14 protein-coding genes, 9 tRNA genes and 2 rRNA genes are annotated in these 18,157 nt (G+C 47.3%); 2 read left to right on the forward strand and 23 right to left on the reverse strand.

Annotated elements, in window-relative coordinates; translation table 11 throughout:
• Positions 1-47: 47 nt before the first annotated feature.
• The 3 genes from secF to RS891_RS25185 form a co-directional block, all read right to left on the reverse strand.
• A complete protein-coding gene (gene secF / locus RS891_RS25175; protein ID WP_315793537.1) occupies positions 48-956 on the reverse strand; it encodes a protein translocase subunit SecF in 909 nt (302 codons plus the stop codon).
• Positions 946-2,196: a protein translocase subunit SecD gene (secD, locus tag RS891_RS25180; RefSeq protein ID WP_315793538.1), complete on the reverse strand. Its 1,251-nt coding sequence runs from the start codon at positions 2,194-2,196 to the stop codon at positions 946-948. Before secD ends, secF begins: the two co-directional genes overlap by 11 nt.
• Before the next feature lie 90 nt (positions 2,197-2,286).
• Positions 2,287-2,526 carry a post-transcriptional regulator gene (locus tag RS891_RS25185; protein ID WP_175383441.1) on the reverse strand — a complete coding sequence of 80 codons (240 nt, stop codon included), beginning with the start codon at positions 2,524-2,526 and terminating at the stop codon, positions 2,287-2,289.
• A gap of 223 nt (positions 2,527-2,749) precedes the next feature.
• On the opposite strand from RS891_RS25185, the gene spoVB reads away from it, so the two are divergent.
• Positions 2,750-4,351 (forward strand): stage V sporulation protein B, encoded by a 1,602-nt coding sequence (spoVB, locus tag RS891_RS25190; protein WP_315793539.1) that lies wholly within the window; start codon positions 2,750-2,752, stop codon positions 4,349-4,351.
• 3 nt (positions 4,352-4,354) lie between these two features.
• Here the strand turns inward: spoVB and RS891_RS25195 are convergent, their stop codons facing one another.
• Entirely contained in the window at positions 4,355-5,062 is a 708-nt protein-coding gene (locus tag RS891_RS25195) for a YetF domain-containing protein (RefSeq protein WP_113053734.1), read from the reverse strand.
• A 222-nt stretch (positions 5,063-5,284) separates the two neighbouring features.
• Here RS891_RS25195 and RS891_RS25200 point away from each other — a divergent pair, with 222 nt between their 5' ends.
• Positions 5,285-5,677 carry a TIGR04086 family membrane protein gene (locus RS891_RS25200; protein WP_053779103.1) on the forward strand — a complete coding sequence of 131 codons (393 nt, stop codon included), beginning with the start codon at positions 5,285-5,287 and terminating at the stop codon, positions 5,675-5,677.
• A 137-nt stretch (positions 5,678-5,814) separates the two neighbouring features.
• On the opposite strand, the gene yajC is transcribed toward RS891_RS25200, so the two are convergent.
• From yajC to RS891_RS25295, 19 genes are all read right to left on the reverse strand, one after another.
• Positions 5,815-6,126 (reverse strand): preprotein translocase subunit YajC, encoded by a 312-nt coding sequence (gene yajC / locus RS891_RS25205; protein WP_110002009.1) that lies wholly within the window; start codon positions 6,124-6,126, stop codon positions 5,815-5,817.
• Between the two features lie 67 nt (positions 6,127-6,193).
• Positions 6,194-7,330 carry a tRNA guanosine(34) transglycosylase Tgt gene (gene tgt, locus RS891_RS25210; RefSeq protein WP_062325081.1) on the reverse strand — a complete coding sequence of 379 codons (1,137 nt, stop codon included), beginning with the start codon at positions 7,328-7,330 and terminating at the stop codon, positions 6,194-6,196.
• 45 nt (positions 7,331-7,375) lie between these two features.
• On the reverse strand, positions 7,376-8,404 hold the full coding sequence (queA, locus tag RS891_RS25215) for a tRNA preQ1(34) S-adenosylmethionine ribosyltransferase-isomerase QueA (protein ID WP_315793540.1): 1,029 nt from the start codon (positions 8,402-8,404) through the stop codon (positions 7,376-7,378).
• A gap of 7 nt (positions 8,405-8,411) precedes the next feature.
• On the reverse strand, positions 8,412-10,517 hold the full coding sequence (locus RS891_RS25220) for a SpoIID/LytB domain-containing protein (protein ID WP_397386864.1): 2,106 nt from the start codon (positions 10,515-10,517) through the stop codon (positions 8,412-8,414).
• A gap of 51 nt (positions 10,518-10,568) precedes the next feature.
• Positions 10,569-11,579 (reverse strand): Holliday junction branch migration DNA helicase RuvB, encoded by a 1,011-nt coding sequence (gene ruvB / locus RS891_RS25225; RefSeq protein WP_053779099.1) that lies wholly within the window; start codon positions 11,577-11,579, stop codon positions 10,569-10,571.
• Positions 11,580-11,634: 55 nt separating this feature from the next.
• Positions 11,635-12,249, reverse strand: coding sequence for a Holliday junction branch migration protein RuvA (ruvA, locus tag RS891_RS25230; protein ID WP_315793542.1), 615 nt, complete (start codon positions 12,247-12,249; stop codon positions 11,635-11,637).
• Positions 12,246-12,749: a crossover junction endodeoxyribonuclease RuvC gene (ruvC, locus tag RS891_RS25235; protein WP_053779097.1), complete on the reverse strand. Its 504-nt coding sequence runs from the start codon at positions 12,747-12,749 to the stop codon at positions 12,246-12,248. Before ruvC ends, ruvA begins: the two co-directional genes overlap by 4 nt.
• Positions 12,750-13,043: 294 nt before the next feature.
• A complete protein-coding gene (locus RS891_RS25240) occupies positions 13,044-13,736 on the reverse strand; it encodes a BofC C-terminal domain-containing protein (protein ID WP_315793543.1) in 693 nt (230 codons plus the stop codon).
• A 241-nt stretch (positions 13,737-13,977) separates the two neighbouring features.
• A tRNA-Pro gene (locus RS891_RS25245) sits at positions 13,978-14,051 on the reverse strand.
• 7 nt (positions 14,052-14,058) lie between these two features.
• A tRNA-Leu gene (locus tag RS891_RS25250) sits at positions 14,059-14,137 on the reverse strand.
• Between the two features lie 17 nt (positions 14,138-14,154).
• Positions 14,155-14,231: transfer RNA gene (locus RS891_RS25255), tRNA-Arg, on the reverse strand.
• Positions 14,232-14,237: 6 nt separating this feature from the next.
• A tRNA-Gly gene (locus RS891_RS25260) sits at positions 14,238-14,312 on the reverse strand.
• A gap of 24 nt (positions 14,313-14,336) precedes the next feature.
• Positions 14,337-14,414: transfer RNA gene (locus RS891_RS25265), tRNA-Asp, on the reverse strand.
• A gap of 27 nt (positions 14,415-14,441) precedes the next feature.
• Positions 14,442-14,515, reverse strand: a tRNA-Met gene (locus RS891_RS25270).
• Positions 14,516-14,534: 19 nt separating this feature from the next.
• Positions 14,535-14,610: transfer RNA gene (locus RS891_RS25275), tRNA-Val, on the reverse strand.
• Positions 14,611-14,733: 123 nt separating this feature from the next.
• A tRNA-Glu gene (locus RS891_RS25280) sits at positions 14,734-14,805 on the reverse strand.
• 4 nt (positions 14,806-14,809) lie between these two features.
• A tRNA-Asn gene (locus tag RS891_RS25285) sits at positions 14,810-14,885 on the reverse strand.
• Positions 14,886-14,969: 84 nt separating this feature from the next.
• Positions 14,970-15,086, reverse strand: a 5S ribosomal RNA gene (rrf, locus tag RS891_RS25290).
• 143 nt (positions 15,087-15,229) lie between these two features.
• A 23S ribosomal RNA gene (locus RS891_RS25295) occupies positions 15,230-18,155 on the reverse strand.
• Positions 18,156-18,157: the final 2 nt, after the last annotated feature.

The following is an 18,157-nucleotide window of genomic DNA, read 5'->3' on the forward strand; positions in this document are numbered from 1 at the left end:
AAAGTTGCAAAACCGCGCCTGGCAGACGCGGCTTCACAATACAATGTTTAGTTGGATGCTTTAACAGCTGCTTTAGGTTTCTCTGTTTGTTTACCTTTGAGCGCCAGCCACAATGGAGCGGCGATATAGATCGAAGAATATGCACCGAACAATGTTCCGATTACCATAGCAAGTGAGAACATGCGAATGGATTCTCCACCAAAAATAAACAAGCAGAGCGAAGCGACAAACACGGTGAATGTTGTATTCAGGGAACGTGTCATCGTTTGCGCCAAACTGCGGTTGACTACTTCACGCAAATCGGCTTTCGAAGTCTTTTTAGCAAAACGCATATTCTCACGAATCCGGTCGAAGATAACGATTGTATCATTGATCGAGAATCCGACAATGGTCAGTACAGCCGTAATGAAGGTCAGATTCACTTCCAATCGGAAGATCGAGAACACACTAATCACTACAAAGGCATCATGGAAGAGCGCAATTACAGCAGCCAATCCAAACCGCCATTCAAATCGGATCGCTACATAGATCATAATCCCGATACTAGCGATGAGAACCGCGTATATGGCATTACGTTCAAGTTCTTTAGCCATTTCCGGGTCAACCGTGTTGACTTCATAAGAAGCGGTTGAGTCCAGCTTGGTGAACTCTTGCTTAAACTTGCTTTCCTGATTTTCATCCAGTACGTTCGAGAAACGAACGTTAACCCGATCAGCACCAGGTGTAATATGAACATCCTTGGTGTCAACACCTAGGTCACTAACAATGGGCTTGATTTGTTCGGTTGTGATCGCCTTGGATACCGTAATGTCCACGTTAGAACCCGAACGAAAATCTACCGCATAATTCAATCCCAGAGCCAAAATACTAACGATACCTGCAATCGTCAAAATGATGGAAAAGGCATAGGCAATTTTACTGCCTTTAACATAATCAAAATTCCAATTAAAGCGCACGAATTTCACTCTCCTTCACTCCGAAGTACTTAGGCTTCTTCAATACGTTAGCCCGCACAAGCAGGGTCAACAGGAAGCGGGAGAAGAAAATATTCGTGATAATACTGGTCACGATGTCAAAAATCAATACGAGGGCGAAACCTTTAACCGCACCAGTACCCATGAAGAACATAACAGATGCAGCAATAATAGTTGTAATGTTGGAGTCGATAATTGTACGGAATGAACTTTTACCTCCAGCTCTTACCGAAGACAAAATCGACTTGCCACTGCGCATTTCTTCCTTGATCCGCTCGTACGTGATGATGTTGGCATCCACGGCCATCCCTATACCCAGGATAAATGCCGCAATCCCCGGAAGGGTAAGTACGAATTCTCCCATATAGAAGATAGCGAGTACCAGCCACGTATGTGTAATCAGCGCAAAGCTCGCAATAATCCCGGGAATACGGTACAGACCAATCATGAACACCAGAATAATCACGGAACCAATTAATCCCGCTTTAATCGTCTGGTCCAGAGATAGTTTACCAAGCGTTGCACCAACGCTTTGAGAATACTTCTCTGTCAGTTTCAACGGCAACGCGCCCAAATTAATGGTATCACGAAGTTGATTGGCTTCCTCACGTGAGTAGTTACCCGTGATCTGTGCAGAGCCATCACTCAGCTGCTGCTGCACGGTTGGTGCAGATAACAGTTGATCATCCAAATAGATTGCCAATGGTTGTCCAATCAAACGTTTGGTGATTTCAGCAAACTTCGCTTTGTCCTTAACCTTGATGTCGATCATCGGTGCGTTCAACTGGCTGAATACCACTTTGGCACCATTCTCCACGAACTCATTTCCCCGAAGCTCGATTTTGGTGTATTCGCCTTCTTTGTCATTCTCTGCTTTACTGCGGAAGGTCATGACAGCAGGTTCTTTCATTTTGGCTCTGACTTCAGCCTCGTCGGTCACCCCGGCCAGCTTCAAACGGATCCGGTTCGTTCCTTCAGTTGTTACTTCCGGCTCGCTTGTTCCGAGCGCATTGGCACGGCTCTCCAGACTTTTTGCTGTTTGCACCAAAGATGCTTTGGTGACTTGTTGTCCTTGTTCCAGCGGCTCTGCTTCATATAAGATCTCGTAGCCTCCTTTTAAATCGAGGCCCAAGCGTATATTTTTGAGCAGCCCTGGACTTGTGCCCAACATTACTCCTGCGGTCACAAGTACGACCAAAATGAAACTGACGATTCTTTTCATGCCGTTCCTAGATCCCCTTTCGTTCTCAATATTCCCATTATAGCGATGCCGTAAAAAGCAGTCAATTTCCAACAAAAAAGATCCCTTTCGCTAGAAAGAGGACCCCCGGTATGCAGACACGGTCATAAAGTTCATAAAGCTTGTTGCTTTCAGTGACAATATGTCGTTCACCAGTTGGTGAAGCGGTGGAATGCCCTGCTTTTCATATTTATGACTGATGCAATTCCAGACATCTTTGCTGGTGACATATTCGTAACCGACAAGCCTTAGTTCCTCTGCTTTGCTGCGGCAGAGCATCTCTATAGACTGTTCCAACTCCACATCATTCATTTCTTCCAACGGGGAGCCTCCCTTCATACATCCAAGCCTTTATGCGGCATCAATATTACAACATTCGACTTTACCCGATCATATTCCTTCTTGCTGGTGATGGATCTTTTTGTTAATCGTGTCCAAGTTGTCATGAGAAGATATTGGACTGGCATAGGATGAAGAACGACGGCTTTGTCCCGTTTATGAATATCTGTACTCCAACCGGGAAAGAGGGGTAGTCTTGAAGAAACAGACATTTATCCAGGGAGCCATGATCCTGCTCGCCGCAGGCATTATTAATCGGATTCTCGGGTTCATCCCGCGCATTGCGCTGCCACGGGTTATTGGTGCAGAGGGTGTTGGCATCTACCAACTTAGCTATCCATTTTTCATCGTACTCGTCACATTAATCACTGGCGGTATTCCATTGGCTGTAGCCAAGCTCGTAGCCGAAGCGGATACAGGTGCCAACCGTTATTCACCCCAACGAATTCTACAAATCAGCCTGATCTTCACACTGACCCTTGGCGTTGTGTTTATGTTTTTGTGCATTATCTTCGCTCCATGGGTCACCCGTTATGTGCTGACCGATGAGAGGGTCTATCACACGTTTGTCAGCATGAGCCCTATGATTGCCATCATCGCCGTATCTGCAGTCTACAGAGGGTATTTCCAGGGGAAACAAAACATGATGCCTACGGCTGTTTCATCAATCGTAGAAACGGTCATTCGTATTATCTGTGTGATCTGGTTTTCCTGGCTCCTCTTACCCCGAGGAATTGCTCAAGCTGCTGCAGGAGCCATGCTTGGAGCACTCGTCGGAGAATTCGTCGGCATGCTTGTATTACTGTGGAACTATGCTAGACAGAAGAAATATATCGATCAACATCATCCTGTACTCGAATCTCCAATCGAAACCAAATCTGCTATTTCAAAAAACTCAACCGGATCAGAGCCTGGACTTCTGCGTCGATTACTCGCGATTTCCGTACCCGTAACTGCCGGACGGTTAGTTGGTTCCCTCTCCTATCTCGCTGAGACAATTGTAACCGCTCAAAGTCTAGCTATTGCAGGTATCTCCAAAGGGCTCGCCACGGCCCAGTATGGAGCATTACAGGGCATGATTATCCCGCTACTTCTCTTACCGGGAGCATTAACGTCCTCGTTAGCCACGTCACTTGTCCCTTCATTGTCTGAGGCCTCGGCTCAAGGTGACCGTGCGCTCATTCATAAACGGATGCATCAGGCGCTACGGCTAGCACTTGTAACAGGTGCTCCATTTTCTGTGTTTATGTATGTGCTTGCCGAACCGATGTGTCTTGTCCTGTATAATGATGCATCGATCGGAAGCATGCTTAAGCTGATGGCTCCTTTTGCTTTATTTATTTACATTCAAGCTCCTCTTCAAGCCGCCCTTCAAGCATTGGATCGTCCGGGAAAGGCACTGCTCAATACATTTATTGGTGCTGTCATCAAAATCACATTGATTTTGGTACTCGCCTCCCGTCCGGAATACGGTATATTTGGTGCGGTGATTGCCATTTGTGTGAATTCAACGGTCGTTACGCTTTTACATGCAAGAAGTGTCCGCAACCTGTTACAGTTCCGTTTCAAGGTAATGGATTGGGTCAAAACAGGCACTGGTATGGTTATCATGGGCGCCGCTACTCTGGTCATTTATGAACAGACTGCATCCTTGCTTCCGTTTTGGATCAGAATGCTTCTAGCGCCCCTTGTTGGTCTAATCGTTTATTTCATGGTTATGGGTTGGACCAAAATGATTGATTTTCACGATCTTTCCCGTGCTCCCATTATTGGTTCCTGGTTTAAACGCCGTTCCTAGACATCAGTTATCTTTATCATCTTTGGAACTTACATAAACTTTCTCGTTATGATCGATGGAACAGATAAACACGTCTTTAAAGTCCATAATACCTTTTTGCTGAATCTGATTTTTAAGCCAAAATCTCGTTTTCTGAATCAGTTCAAGGTTCTGATCCTGAACTTTTCCATCCATGATCAATGGCAATGGCAGCCCTTCATATTTGATATTCTCAAACCCATCTATTTTATTTTTCTTTGCTTTTTGTTTGGAATTATGTCCTGATGAGCCGCTGTTGCCGCTCGAAGAACTCTGCCCCTTTGAAAAAACAGTCAACTTGCCTGTTGTCTCCAATATGGCGAAGTCAACTTCACCAATGCTGTCTATATTTTGTTCGCGAAGTTGCTGGAGCAAATCGTCCAGATTGTAACGCTGTTTGCGCATCTCATCTCGATGCAATTTACCTTTGGAAATTAACACTGTCGGTTTGCCATCAATCATCAGCCGCAGCTTCCGGCTTTTGAGACTGAGAAAAGCTATGGCAATCTGTACTACCAGTACTGTCAGCATCGGTACAATACCATGGAATAACGGCTTATTGATATCCTCTATAACAAATGCCGCAATTTCCGCGAGCATGATGGATACGACCAGATCAAACATGGATAGCTTCCCGATTTCACGTTTACCCATTATCCGAATTGAGCCATAAACAATAAAGTACATGAGCATGGTTCGAAAGATATGTGCTCCGACATCTGAGAAATTCACAACAGGGGTCCTCCTTCGGATCTGAATTTTATACAGGTACCTGAAGCGTAATCCCTATTTTGGCCTGAAGCTCACATGCTCATGCAAATATAATCCATTCATTTAATGGAAAATTCAGTTCATAAGTCAGAAGGCTTGACCATACACTGTATTAATTTCAAACTTGTACAAGGGGGTTGCTTCATGCAGTTGATTCGCCGAATGGTTTCATTTCGAATGTCTAACCCGATTCTGTCGGGCCTCTGTCATGCTTTTGTGTGGATGATGTTAGGCGCACTGATTCTATCCTTCTTTCTCTGGATGACCGGAATGCGGGAACAGGATCTTTCCCTGTATACGTACGTTGTTCATGGCTTGTCTTTGCTGGTTGGTGGATTTGTATCTGGCAAGAGGTCAGGTGAGCGAGGCTGGTACCACGGAGGTATTACCGGAATCGTATACGGATTAATCGTATTGCTGATCGGGTTTCTGGCACTGGATGCCTCATTCAATTGGAAAGACAGCCTGCAACTCGCAAGTGCATTCCTGATTTCTGCACTAGGCGGCATATTTGGAGTCAACACCCGAAGATCATAGAAAGTAGATTGAGATGTAACGTTTATATGAGAAAAAGAAAAAGAGAACCGGGTCTCCAAGGAGACCCAGTTCTCTGATAATGAAGAATACGCTGCAAACGTACTCATAGCCTTACAGGCTTTTTGAACATCTATGATTTATTCAGCCGTTTCACGAGCAACTGCACTGCTAATCGCATTACGATCGAAAGTCAGTTTAGTAACATCGTTTACACGCAATACAACCACATCATCTGTGATCTCAGCAATTGTTCCGTGAAGACCACCGATTGTCACAATTTTATCGCCTTTTTTCAATTGACTTAACATGGAATTACGTTGCTTCTGTTTTTTGTTCTGTGGACGAATCATCAAGAAGTAAAAAATTGCAACCATGAGTACCAAAGGTACAATCAAAGATACAATTCCACCGCCAGCATTAGCGGTTGTAGCTGGTAATGCCTGGAACATGTAAAACTCCCCCTTATCGACTATACTTACAAATAATGCTTGTTACTGCGGTTCCGCAAAAACCTGATCAGAAACCTTTGTCATTGTCATGAAGACCATATTGATCGAAAAATTCATCCCGGAAATCAAGCAAACGATCTTCCATTATGGCTTTACGCACATTGCGCATCAGATTCTGCAAGAAATGAAGATTGTGGATGGTCGTCAAACGTAAGCCAAACGTTTCATCCGCTTTGATTAAATGACGCAAATAGGCTCTTGAATAGTTACGACAAGTATAGCAATCGCATTCAGGGTCTAGTGGCCCAAAATCGGTTGCAAACTTGGCATTACGAACTACCAGACGTCCTTGGCTGGTCATCGTTGTTCCGTTACGGGCAATTCGGGTAGGCAGAACACAATCGAACATGTCCACTCCACGAATCGATCCCTCAATCAATGCATCGGGTGAACCTACACCCATTAAATAGCGTGGTTTATTGGATGGCAACAAAGGAACAGTGTAATCCAGTACCCCATACATCAAATGTTTCGGTTCTCCAACACTCAGTCCACCAATAGCATAACCCGGGAAATCCATGGAAGTCAAATCTGCCGCGCTCTGGCGACGAAGATCTTCGTGCATGCCACCCTGTACGATGGCAAACAGTCCTTGATCATTAGGACGAGCATGACTTTCCAGACAACGTTCTGCCCAGCGGCTCGTTCTTTCAAGTGATTTTTTTACATATTCATACTCAGCCGGATACGGCGGGCACTCATCAAATGCCATCATAATATCAGAACCCAGTGCATTCTGGATTTCCATTGCCACTTCAGGCGAAAGGAATTTTTTGTCTCCGTTTAGATGGGAGCGGAAGTTAACGCCTTCCTCCGTAATTTTGCGCATCTCACTAAGAGAAAACACTTGAAACCCGCCGCTATCAGTCAAAATCGGACGATCCCAGTTCATAAATTTGTGTAGGCCGCCTGCTTGACGAATAATTTCATGTCCGGGTCTCAGGAACAGATGATAGGTATTGCTCAGAATAATCTGTGCATCCATCTCTTTCAGTTCTTCGGGACTCATTGTCTTCACTGTCGCCTGTGTTCCCACAGGCATGAAGGTTGGTGTCTCAATAATACCGTGAGGTGTATGTACACGTCCCAAACGAGCTCCGGATTGTTTACAGGTTTTGATATGTTCGTACGTAATTGCTGCCATTGGTTTTAATCATCCTCTAAAAATTAATCGTATTACCTTCACATCTTAATAAATCAACATGGCATCGCCAAAACTGAAGAAACGGTATTGTTCTTTAATTGCTTCCTCATATGCATGCATGATTTGTTCTCTTCCCGCAAGTGCACTGACCAGCATGACCAACGTGGATTTGGGGAGATGAAAATTTGTAAGCATCCCGTCGATTACTTTGAACGTATATCCCGGATAGATAAAGATCTTGGTCCAGCCGCTGCTCTCTTGCAACTGCCCGTCTTCAAACTTGCTGCCTACCGTTTCAAGTGTTCGACAACTTGTCGTTCCTACTGCAAATATACGGTTGCCACGTTTTTTCGTTTCATTAATCAGATCCGCTGTCTCTTGAGACAAAGAGTAGTATTCCTCATGCATGACATGCTCTTCAACATTGTCTACCGACATCGGCCGAAATGTTCCGAGTCCCACGTGAAGCGTGATGAAAGCTACATTAACTCCTTTATCCCGAATCCGATTCAACAGTTCCTCTGTAAAATGTAATCCTGCTGTCGGTGCAGCGGCTGATCCTTCGTGTTTTGCATATACCGTTTGATACCTTTCCCGGTCATCCAGTGTCTCTCTAATATAAGGAGGCAAAGGCATTTCACCCAGACGATCCAGAATCTCCTGAAAGATTCCATCATAGGAGAATGTAAGCAAACGCGCTCCCATTTCGCCTTCCTCATCAATGACGGCCTTGAGCTCGTCACTAAAAACGATAACGGAGCCGGCTTTCAGCTTCTTGCCTGGTTTAACCAGAGCTTCCCATCGATCGCCCTCCACGTTTTTGAGCAGGAGCACTTCCGCCTTTGCCCCCGTGTCCTCTTTGGTTCCGAACAAACGCGCTGGAAGAACACGTGTATCATTCAGCACCAGTGTATCTCCAGGCTGAAGGAATTCGATAATATCAGGGAACGTGTGATGGTTAACTTCACCGCTCTCCTTATTTAAGGTAAGCAGCCGGGACGCCGTGCGGTCAAGCAATGGCGTCTGTGCAATCAATTTCTCCGGCAATTCAAAATCATATAAGTTCACATTCATATTAGATTCATTCCTTAACAATAGTCACATTTTGATAATAGTGTTTCAATATTGCCTGGTAATCATACCCTTCATCTGCCATGCCTTTGGCACCCCATTGGGACAAGCCTAATCCGTGCCCATTCCCCTGACCTATGATCATGAAGCTTTGGCCCTGAGTTACAGCTCGTGCTTGGCCGTCACCACTCATAACCACAAGAGCATTACTGGATGAAGTTCCTGTTCCCGAGGCAGATAGTACAGCAGCACCCTGTGAGCCGGTTTTGCTTGCTGTTTTGCCGTCAGCGCCTAATACAGTATAACTTCCGGTCCCTGCAATATCAAATAAAGTACTCGGCAATCCACCTAAAGCCGAGCGGTATGTATCTGCATATTTTACCGTCATGGGCTGGCCGTTGGCTGTTACTTCAAGTGCTCTTCCTGATGGCCCGCGCTTGGTCACTTCAAGCGTTGAGATCGAAGATGGAACAGCAGAAGTCGTTTTACCCTGGAGGGTTTTAACCAACTGGGCTGAAGTGAATGGCCCTCTTACCCAAGCATAATCGTTGGACTGTGGCACTTTGGCCAGAACAACAGCCTCGTTGCCTGGATTCATTTTCGCTACCGGATCAACATTGGATTGAATTAACGGAACGGGGCGTACATTGGTATTTTGGGCAGTAACCGTCACTTTGGCTAAACCCGCATCTGTTTTGGTCGTTAATTCTTTTACATTATCCTCTCGGATATATCCGCTGACTCCTGTACTCAACAGCACATGATACCATGTCTGTAATCCAGCTTGGGCCGATGTATCTCCAGGGCTATCCACATTACTGAACACTCCCACGCCTCCGTTCCATACCTCGGATGGGTGAGCAGTCTGTCCACCCGCATTGGAAGAGAATACAGCTTCTACGATTTTACCATCGCTCTTGATAACTTCTCCAGAGGTGGCATCAACCGCACTGGAGACTTTATCATTCTCTGAACCCATTCCGTTATATGCCTGACTCAGCGTGGTATCCACAACATTGGCAATTTTAAAACGATCTCCCTGTTGAAGCGCATAAGAGCGTGCAGCGACAGCTTGTACTTTCAGCGCTTCTGCTGGCCAGGATGAATAAACTTCTGCACCAACAACAGAGTATAAATATTGCTCCAGTGGGACTACATTAACCAAAGCCAAATCGCCGCTTACAATGCTAACTTCCATGTCACCGCGATACGTTCGCCCGGAACGTTCCACCACTTTGATTCCACTACCGTCTCCTTGCACAAAAGCTTTGGCTTCACTTCCAGCAATGGTGTAATGAGGGGCTGTTTTAAGTGTATCCGTGCTTAACCCCGCGTCCTGACGTATGATAAGCGCAGCACTATTACTGTTTACGGGAGATAGACTTACTCCTGGAACACTGGCTTCCACATTCTTCTTGAATGCAGACAGATCAGCATCTGATGAGGCTTCACCCACCCATACAGCATAGCCTTGACTCCCTCCATCCAATTGAAGCACCGTATAGGAAGTAACTCCTGCCGATGAAAGGGATGCTTGTGCAGCTTCTGCCTCTTGAAGTGAACTATATACTCCTGCAGAAAGACGTTTGCTGCCCGTAACCGCTGGTTTTTGTCCACCCAGTTGGGCTGCAGCCACTTTTTGTACACGTGCTACCGCTTGTCCAGCCAACGCTTCTGTTGCATAGTTTCCGGTGTAGAGCTGGTAGGTTGATTTACCATTCAGAGAGGTTGTAAACAACAATGGTTTATCACTCGTAGCCTGCAACAACTTTGAAGCTGCTGCCGCCGTTTTGAAATCTGCTGTTTCCAACACTTTGACGCGGAATCCATCCGCACTAAAACGGATTTGCCCTGCTGGAAGAGTTATACTCGCCCCGCTTTCCGAACCGATATTCCATTTCCCACTCGACTCAAGCGTAATCAGTGGTGTAGTGGATTTATACGTACTTCCCAGGTTCGCAAACATGGCTACCCGGATCATCTGCCCATCACCTTCAGCAGCATATACAGGCACTTGCAGGCACCCTACCGTTAACAGAGCGGCGGCCAAAACCTTCAAACGCCGACTCCACTTCTTTCTTTGTGTTGCTTTCCCCACGATCAGTCTCCTCTCCATGTTTGTCCCAAGTTGTATATTAAGATAAATCTCATTGACATATAATCACAATTATTTGGCGTCTCTCGGTGGAACTGGCAAACCCAGATGATGATAGGCCAGGTCCGTTACAATTCTGCCTCTCGGTGTACGCTGAAGCATGCCAATCTGCAATAGATAGGGCTCGTATACATCCTCAATGGTCTGACTCTCCTCGCCAATCGTAGCGGCAATCGTATCCAGACCCACCGGGCCTCCCCGGAAACTGTTAATCATTGATTTGAGCATCTTGTGATCGATCTCGTCCAGACCACGTGGATCAATCTGAAGACGTTGCAGTGCTTCTTCTGCCAGAGCCTGTGTGATGATACCATCGCCCCGTACCTGGGCAAAGTCACGTACTCTTTTTAGCAATCGATTGGCAATCCTCGGTGTCCCACGGGAGCGTAATGCGATCTCTTCGGCGGCATTACCTACAATCTCCACTCCCAGAATCTCTGAGGCGCGTGAGACGATGTAGGCCAGCTCATCCACCGTGTAGAACTCCAGCCGACTGATAACACCAAACCGGTCTCTGAGAGGAGCAGACAGCAAACCTGCACGGGTTGTAGCTCCAATCAGCGTAAAGGATGGCAGATCAAGACGTACGGAGCGGGCACTTGGGCCTTTTCCGATCATGATATCCAACGCAAAGTCTTCCATGGCGGGATACATCACTTCTTCTACCGTCCGATGAAGACGATGAATCTCGTCAATAAACAGGACATCCCCTTCTTGCAGGTTGGTAAGCAAGGCAGCCAGATCACCTGGGCGTTCAATCGCAGGTCCCGATGTTGTGCGTAAGTTAACACCCAATTCATTGGCAATGATATTGGCAAGTGTTGTTTTACCAAGTCCAGGCGGGCCATATAACAACACATGATCGAGTGCCTCATTACGCATCTTGGCCGCCTCAATGTATATTTTCAAATTCTCCTTGACCTGGTTCTGCCCGATATATTCATTCAAGTACCGGGGACGAAGGCTAAGCTCCACAGCTTGATCCTCCATCATCAGGTTCGCGGAAATAATCCGGTCATCCATGTTCATCCCTACCTTTTTTATGCGGCTTACTGCTCTATTATAGAGGCAAAATTAATTATCCCGTAAACAGCATTTGCAGTGCCCGTTTCATCAACACATCAACAGAATCCGCCGAAGTAACTTCTTTCTTCAGTTTGAGCCAAACTTTATCCAGTTCACTGTCGGTATAACCCAACGCCTTAAGCCCTTCACGAGCCTCATCCCAGGCAGAGCCGCTTCCCACTTCTTCCGAAGGAGGGGCAAACAAACCTGTTGCATACGTTGCAGCACCGAAACCATCCAATTTGTCCTTAAGGTCCAGTATCATGCGCTGCGCTGTTTTCTTACCAATCCCCGGCAGTTTGGTCAGGAACGTCAGATTCTCTTGATAAATTGCAGTCACGACATGGTCGGGCGTACCGCCAGCGAGTATACCCAGAGCAACTTTGGGTCCAATACCTGATACCTCGATCAGCTTGCGAAATAACTTCTGTTCCTCACGAGTAGCAAAGCCAAACAGCAACATCGCATCTTCACGTACATGGTGATGAGTATACACCATAATTTCGCCTTCTTGCTTCGCAAATGCAAAAGGGTTTGGACAGAATACACGATAACCAACGCCGTGCACATCAAGCACAATATATTCATTCTCCAGATGTACGAACTGTCCTCTTAGGAAATCAATCATTTTCGCAATACCTCATTCAACTTGGAATTTAATGTATATGAGTGTGCATGACACACTGCCACAGCCAAAGCATCTGCTACGTCATCCGGCTTCGGGATCACCTGTAAACGCAAAAACATTTTGACCATCTCCTGCACTTGCCGCTTCTCTGCTTTTCCGTATCCCACAATCGCCTGCTTAATCTGCATCGGGGTATATTCAGCTATAGGTAGTCCCTTCTGGGCAGCAGCCAGTACCATGACACCCCTAGCCTGACTTACAGACATCGCTGTTGTGACGTTACGATTGAAAAAAAGTTTCTCCAACGCTACCGCGTCTGGTTTATATTTATCAATCAGCTGTACCATGCCCTCATATACATGAAGCAGCCGTTCCTCTTCAGGGGTATGAGCTTCCGTCTGAATACAGCCATATTGTACAGGTGTTACCTTACTGCCGATTTTATCCACAAAACCAAAACCAACAATCGCAATCCCCGGGTCAATTCCCAAAAAACGCAAATCCATCTCTCCCTTACAAAAGCGAACATATGTATCGTTCATTTCATTATAACAAAAGATAGACCCTACGGCAGGAAAAACTTTGTCCTTTCATATACTCGCCTGAGTTCGTGAGTAACCTACAATCCTTATCTCCTATATTCAGGTGTTTCGGTCATGGAACGACAAAAAGGACATCTTTCGATGTCCTTCGTTTCACTTCGTATATTATATAACCTGCAAATGTCCTGCGACCAGTAACCTCACCTCTAGGCCACATAAACAGATACATTCAATGCAGATCAGCCTGTTCTTTTATCCGCCATTACGGAATTCTTTATTGGCCTCATCTACCGCATAATCGCTGAACGTTGAGATTACGCTGTCATACTCATCTTTGTCCTGGACACGGATACCTTGTTGTAACTGCTCCAACACACCTTCAGGCAATGATGTCTCTAACGTACCTACGTCCATTTGAAAAAAAGTACGGATGACTTTCTCTTCTGTAGGCCGTCCTTCGTAAAGATTAAGATTACCCACAGCATCTATGCTAATATACGCCTGCTCTTTACATAATGGAGAAAGATCATCCACATGTTGCTTAATGCGTAACACTTCCGCCGATTCAACCTCAGCATCCCAATCCGGGTGTTGAACGAGCAGCATCTTCAATTGAGGAACCGCCATCTTACCCAATTGTTCCGTTTCTACCCCACAGATATATTGAGTCTCCAATACAACACTCGTTAAACGGTCCGGATCAGACCCGAGTTGTTCCATCAAAGTCTGAATTTCTTGCTCAGACCTTTGTTCACTCGCAGCAGGTCCCATTACGGATACAGCCTCACTGAAATTGGTTGTTAATAAACGCTCAATTGCAGAAGAAATCGGCAAACCACTGTATGCCAGTATGGCTACAGCAACTAACGCTGAAGACATCCACACTGTTCTTTTCCATCGGCGCCAGCGTCTCTTGAATTGTTTTTTGAAGTTAAACGTGTTCACTTGAACCCCTTCTATCACTTTTTAAACCTATTGTGACCGAAAGAACTGGGGTTTATGCAAAATTAACCTAAGGCACCAGCAATACTTTGCGCTTGAACGTAAACCGAATGAGATCTATATTTATACCTTATTATAGGTTGTCATGAACTAAGAGGTTGTGATTGCATAGAATAGAATCAACTTTTAAAGAAAAATAAAAATACGGACTATCTATTAAATAGATAATCCGTATTTTCTGAGATCGGGATGACACGATTTGAACATGCGACCCCCTGGTCCCAAACCAGGTGCTCTACCAAGCTGAGCTACATCCCGTTATATATACCGGCGAGAGGACTCGAACCTCCACGGTTTCCCACTCGATTTTGAGTCGAGCGCGTCTGCCATTCCGCCACGCCGGCAAAGTATGAAGATATAATGGCGCGCCCTGAGAGATTCGAACTCCCGGCCTTTTGATTCGTAGTCAAACGCTCTATCCAGCTGAGCTAAGGGCGCAAATATTGGAGCGGAAGACGGGAATCGAACCCGCGACCCTCGCCTTGGCAAGGCGATGCTCTACCGCTGAGCCACTTCCGCATACGGTATTAATAAATATAAAAATGGCGGAACCGACGGGATTCGAACCCGCGATCTCCTGCGTGACAGGCAGGCATGTTAGGCCAACTACACCACGGTTCCAGATCACTTTCTTGTTAGAAAGTATAATTGCGGGGGCAGGATTTGAACCTGCGGCCTTCGGGTTATGAGCCCGACGAGCTACCGGGCTGCTCCACCCCGCGTCGTTATTAAGAAAAGATATGGTGGAGGCTGAGGGGATCGAACCCCCGACCCTCTGCTTGTAAGGCAGATGCTCTCCCAGCTGAGCTAAGCCTCCATATATATGACCCGTAGGGGATACTCTCACTACGTTCGAGACTGCGAAGCAGTTGCTAACGTAGTACATCCTCCGACGAACCTTTGGGATTCTCATCCCTTTTTGAAGCTATAAATATAGCTATGACCCGTAGGGGATTCGAACCCCTGTTACCTCCGTGAAAGGGAGGTGTCTTAACCCCTTGACCAACGGGCCTTAATGGCTCCCCGAACAGGGCTCGAACCTGTGACAACTCGATTAACAGTCGAGTGCTCTACCAACTGAGCTATCAGGGAATACTAAGCATCTGCAGTGCAAATGCAATTCATCGAACAACGTCAACATGCAAAATCTGTTTTCTATGTAAGATGAAAGAGTTCGCTTGGCGGCGTCCTACTCTCCCAGGACCCTGCGGTCCAAGTACCATCGGCGCTAGAGGGCTTAACGGTCGTGTTCGGGATGGGTACGTGTGGAACCCCTCCGCCATCGCCACCAAACGCGATTTGTCGAAGCATAGCTTCTTGAAATCATTGTGGAACTGAAAATCATACACACATTCTGCGATGTACCGATTTTCATTTCAGAGATTATTCTCTGAAAACTAGATCCGAAACGAACTTTGCGATGTATAACCTGCATATTGGATAAGCCCTCGACCGATTAGTACTGGTCAGCTCCATGCATTGCTGCACTTCCACCCCCAGCCTATCTACCTCGTCGTCTTCAAGGGGTCTTACATACTGGGAAATCTCATCTTGAGGGGGGCTTCACGCTTAGATGCTTTCAGCGCTTATCCCGTCCGTACATAGCTACCCAGCGGTGCTCCTGGCGGAACAACTGGTACACCAGCGGTACGTCCATCCCGGTCCTCTCGTACTAAGGACAGCTCCTCTCAAATTTCCTACGCCCACGACAGATAGGGACCGAACTGTCTCACGACGTTCTGAACCCAGCTCGCGTACCGCTTTAATGGGCGAACAGCCCAACCCTTGGGACCTACTTCAGCCCCAGGATGCGATGAGCCGACATCGAGGTGCCAAACCTCCCCGTCGATGTGGACTCTTGGGGGAGATAAGCCTGTTATCCCCAGGGTAGCTTTTATCCGTTGAGCGATGGCCCTTCCATGCGGTACCACCGGATCACTAAGCCCGACTTTCGTCCCTGCTCGACTTGTAGGTCTCGCAGTCAAGCTCCCTTATGCCTTTGCACTCTTCGAATGATTTCCAACCATTCTGAGGGAACCTTTGGGCGCCTCCGTTACTCTTTAGGAGGCGACCGCCCCAGTCAAACTGCCCACCTGACACTGTCCCCGCACCGGATTACGGTACCAGGTTAGAACCTAGATACGATCAGGGTGGTATCCCAACGGTGCCTCCACAGAAGCTTGCGCTCCTGCTTCAAAGGCTCCCACCTATCCTGTACAGATCGTACCCAAATTCAATATCAAGCTGCAGTAAAGCTCCATGGGGTCTTTCCGTCTTGTCGCGGGTAACCTGCATCTTCACAGGTATTAAAATTTCACCGGATCTCTCGTTGAGACAGCGCCCAAGTCGTTACGCCATTCGTGCGGGTCAGAATTTACCTGACAAGGAATTTCGCTACCTTAGGACCGTTATAGTTACGGCCGCCGTTTACTGGGGCTTCGGTTCACAGCTTCGGATTGCTCCTAACCGCTCCCCTTAACCTTCCAGCACCGGGCAGGCGTCAGCCCGTATACTTCGCCTTACGGCTTCGCACAGACCTGTGTTTTTGCTAAACAGTCGCTTGGGCCTTTTCACTGCGGCCCCCTCGTGCTATTCACACTACCGGGGCACCCCTTCTCCCGAAGTTACGGGGTCATTTTGCCGAGTTCCTTAACGAGAGTTCTTCCGCGCGCCTTAGAATTCTCTTCTCGCCTACCTGTGTCGGTTTGCGGTACGGGCACCATCACCTGGCTAGAGGCTTTTCTTGGCAGTGTGAGATCATGACCTTCGCTACTATAATTTTCGCTCCCCATTACAGCCCAGCCTTACGATGTGCGGATTTGCCTACACATCAGCCTCACTGCTTAGACGGACATCCATCAGTCCGCGTCACTACCCTGCTGCGTCCCCCCATTGCTCATAACGGCTTACGGTGGTACAGGAATTTCGACCTGTTGTCCTTCGACTACGCCTTTCGGCCTCGCCTTAGGTCCCGACTTACCCTGAGCGGACGAGCCTTCCTCAGGAACCCTTAGGCTTTCGGCGGATCAGATTCTCACTGATCTTTTCGTTACTCATACCGGCATTCTCACTTGTATAATGTCCAGCGCTCCTTACGGTACACCTTCAACCCTTATACAACGCTCCCCTACCCCTGATGCAAAGCATCAAGCCATAGCTTCGGTGGTGTGTTTAGCCCCGTTACATTTTCGGCGCAGAGTCACTCGACCAGTGAGCTATTACGCACTCTTTCAATGGTGGCTGCTTCTAAGCCAACATCCTGGTTGTCTGTGCAACTCCACATCCTTTCCCACTTAACACACACTTGGGGACCTTAGCTGATGGTCTGGGCTGTTTCCCTTTTGACAATGGATCTTAGCACTCACTGTCTGACTCCCGGAAGTAAGTCTATGGCATTCGGAGTTTGACTGAGCTTGGTAACCCTTGCGGGCCCCGCACCCAATCAGTGCTCTACCTCCACGACTCTGTTTTCCGAGGCTAGCCCTAAAGCTATTTCGGGGAGAACCAGCTATCTCCGAGTTCGATTGGAATTTCTCCGCTACCCCCACCTCATCCCCGCACTTTTCAACGTGCGTGGGTTCGGGCCTCCAGTGCGTGTTACCGCACCTTCACCCTGGACAGGGGTAGATCACCCGGTTTCGGGTCTACGTCCACGTACTATGTCGCCCTATTCAGACTCGCTTTCGCTGCGGCTCCGGCTCTTCACCTTAACCTTGCACGGGAACGTAACTCGCCGGTTCATTCTACAAAAGGCACGCCATCACCCCTAAAACGGGCTCTGACTTTTTGTAAGCACACGGTTTCAGGTTCTATTTCACTCCCCTTCCGGGGTGCTTTTCACCTTTCCCTCACGGTACTGCTTCACTATCGGTCGCTAGGAAGTATTTAGCCTTGGCAGATGGTCCTGCCGGATTCATACGGGGTTTCACGTGCCCCGCACTACTCGGGATACATCTCGGAGAGAACAGACTTTCAACTACAGGGCTTTTACCTTCTTTGGCGGGCCTTTCCAGACCTCTTCGTTTAACCGGTTCCTTTGTAACTCCATGTGAGATGTCCCACAACCCCAAAGAGCAAGCTCTCTGGTTTGGGCTTCTCCGCGTTCGCTCGCCGCTACTGACGGAATCACTATTGTTTTCTCTTCCTCAGGGTACTTAGATGTTTCAGTTCCCCTGGTATGCCTCTACATAACCTATGTATTCAGTTATGAGTAACTGGAAATTACCCCAGCTGGGTTTCCCCATTCGGACACCCCCGGATCAAAGCTTGCTTACAGCTCCCCGAGGCAGTTTCGTTGTTCGCCACGTCCTTCATCGGCTCCTAGCGCCTAGGCATCCTCCGTGTGCTCTTAGTAGCTTAACCAA

Origin of the sequence: Paenibacillus sp. BIC5C1 (assembly GCF_032399705.1) — a bacterium.
GTDB lineage: Bacteria > Bacillota > Bacilli > Paenibacillales > Paenibacillaceae > Paenibacillus > Paenibacillus taichungensis_A.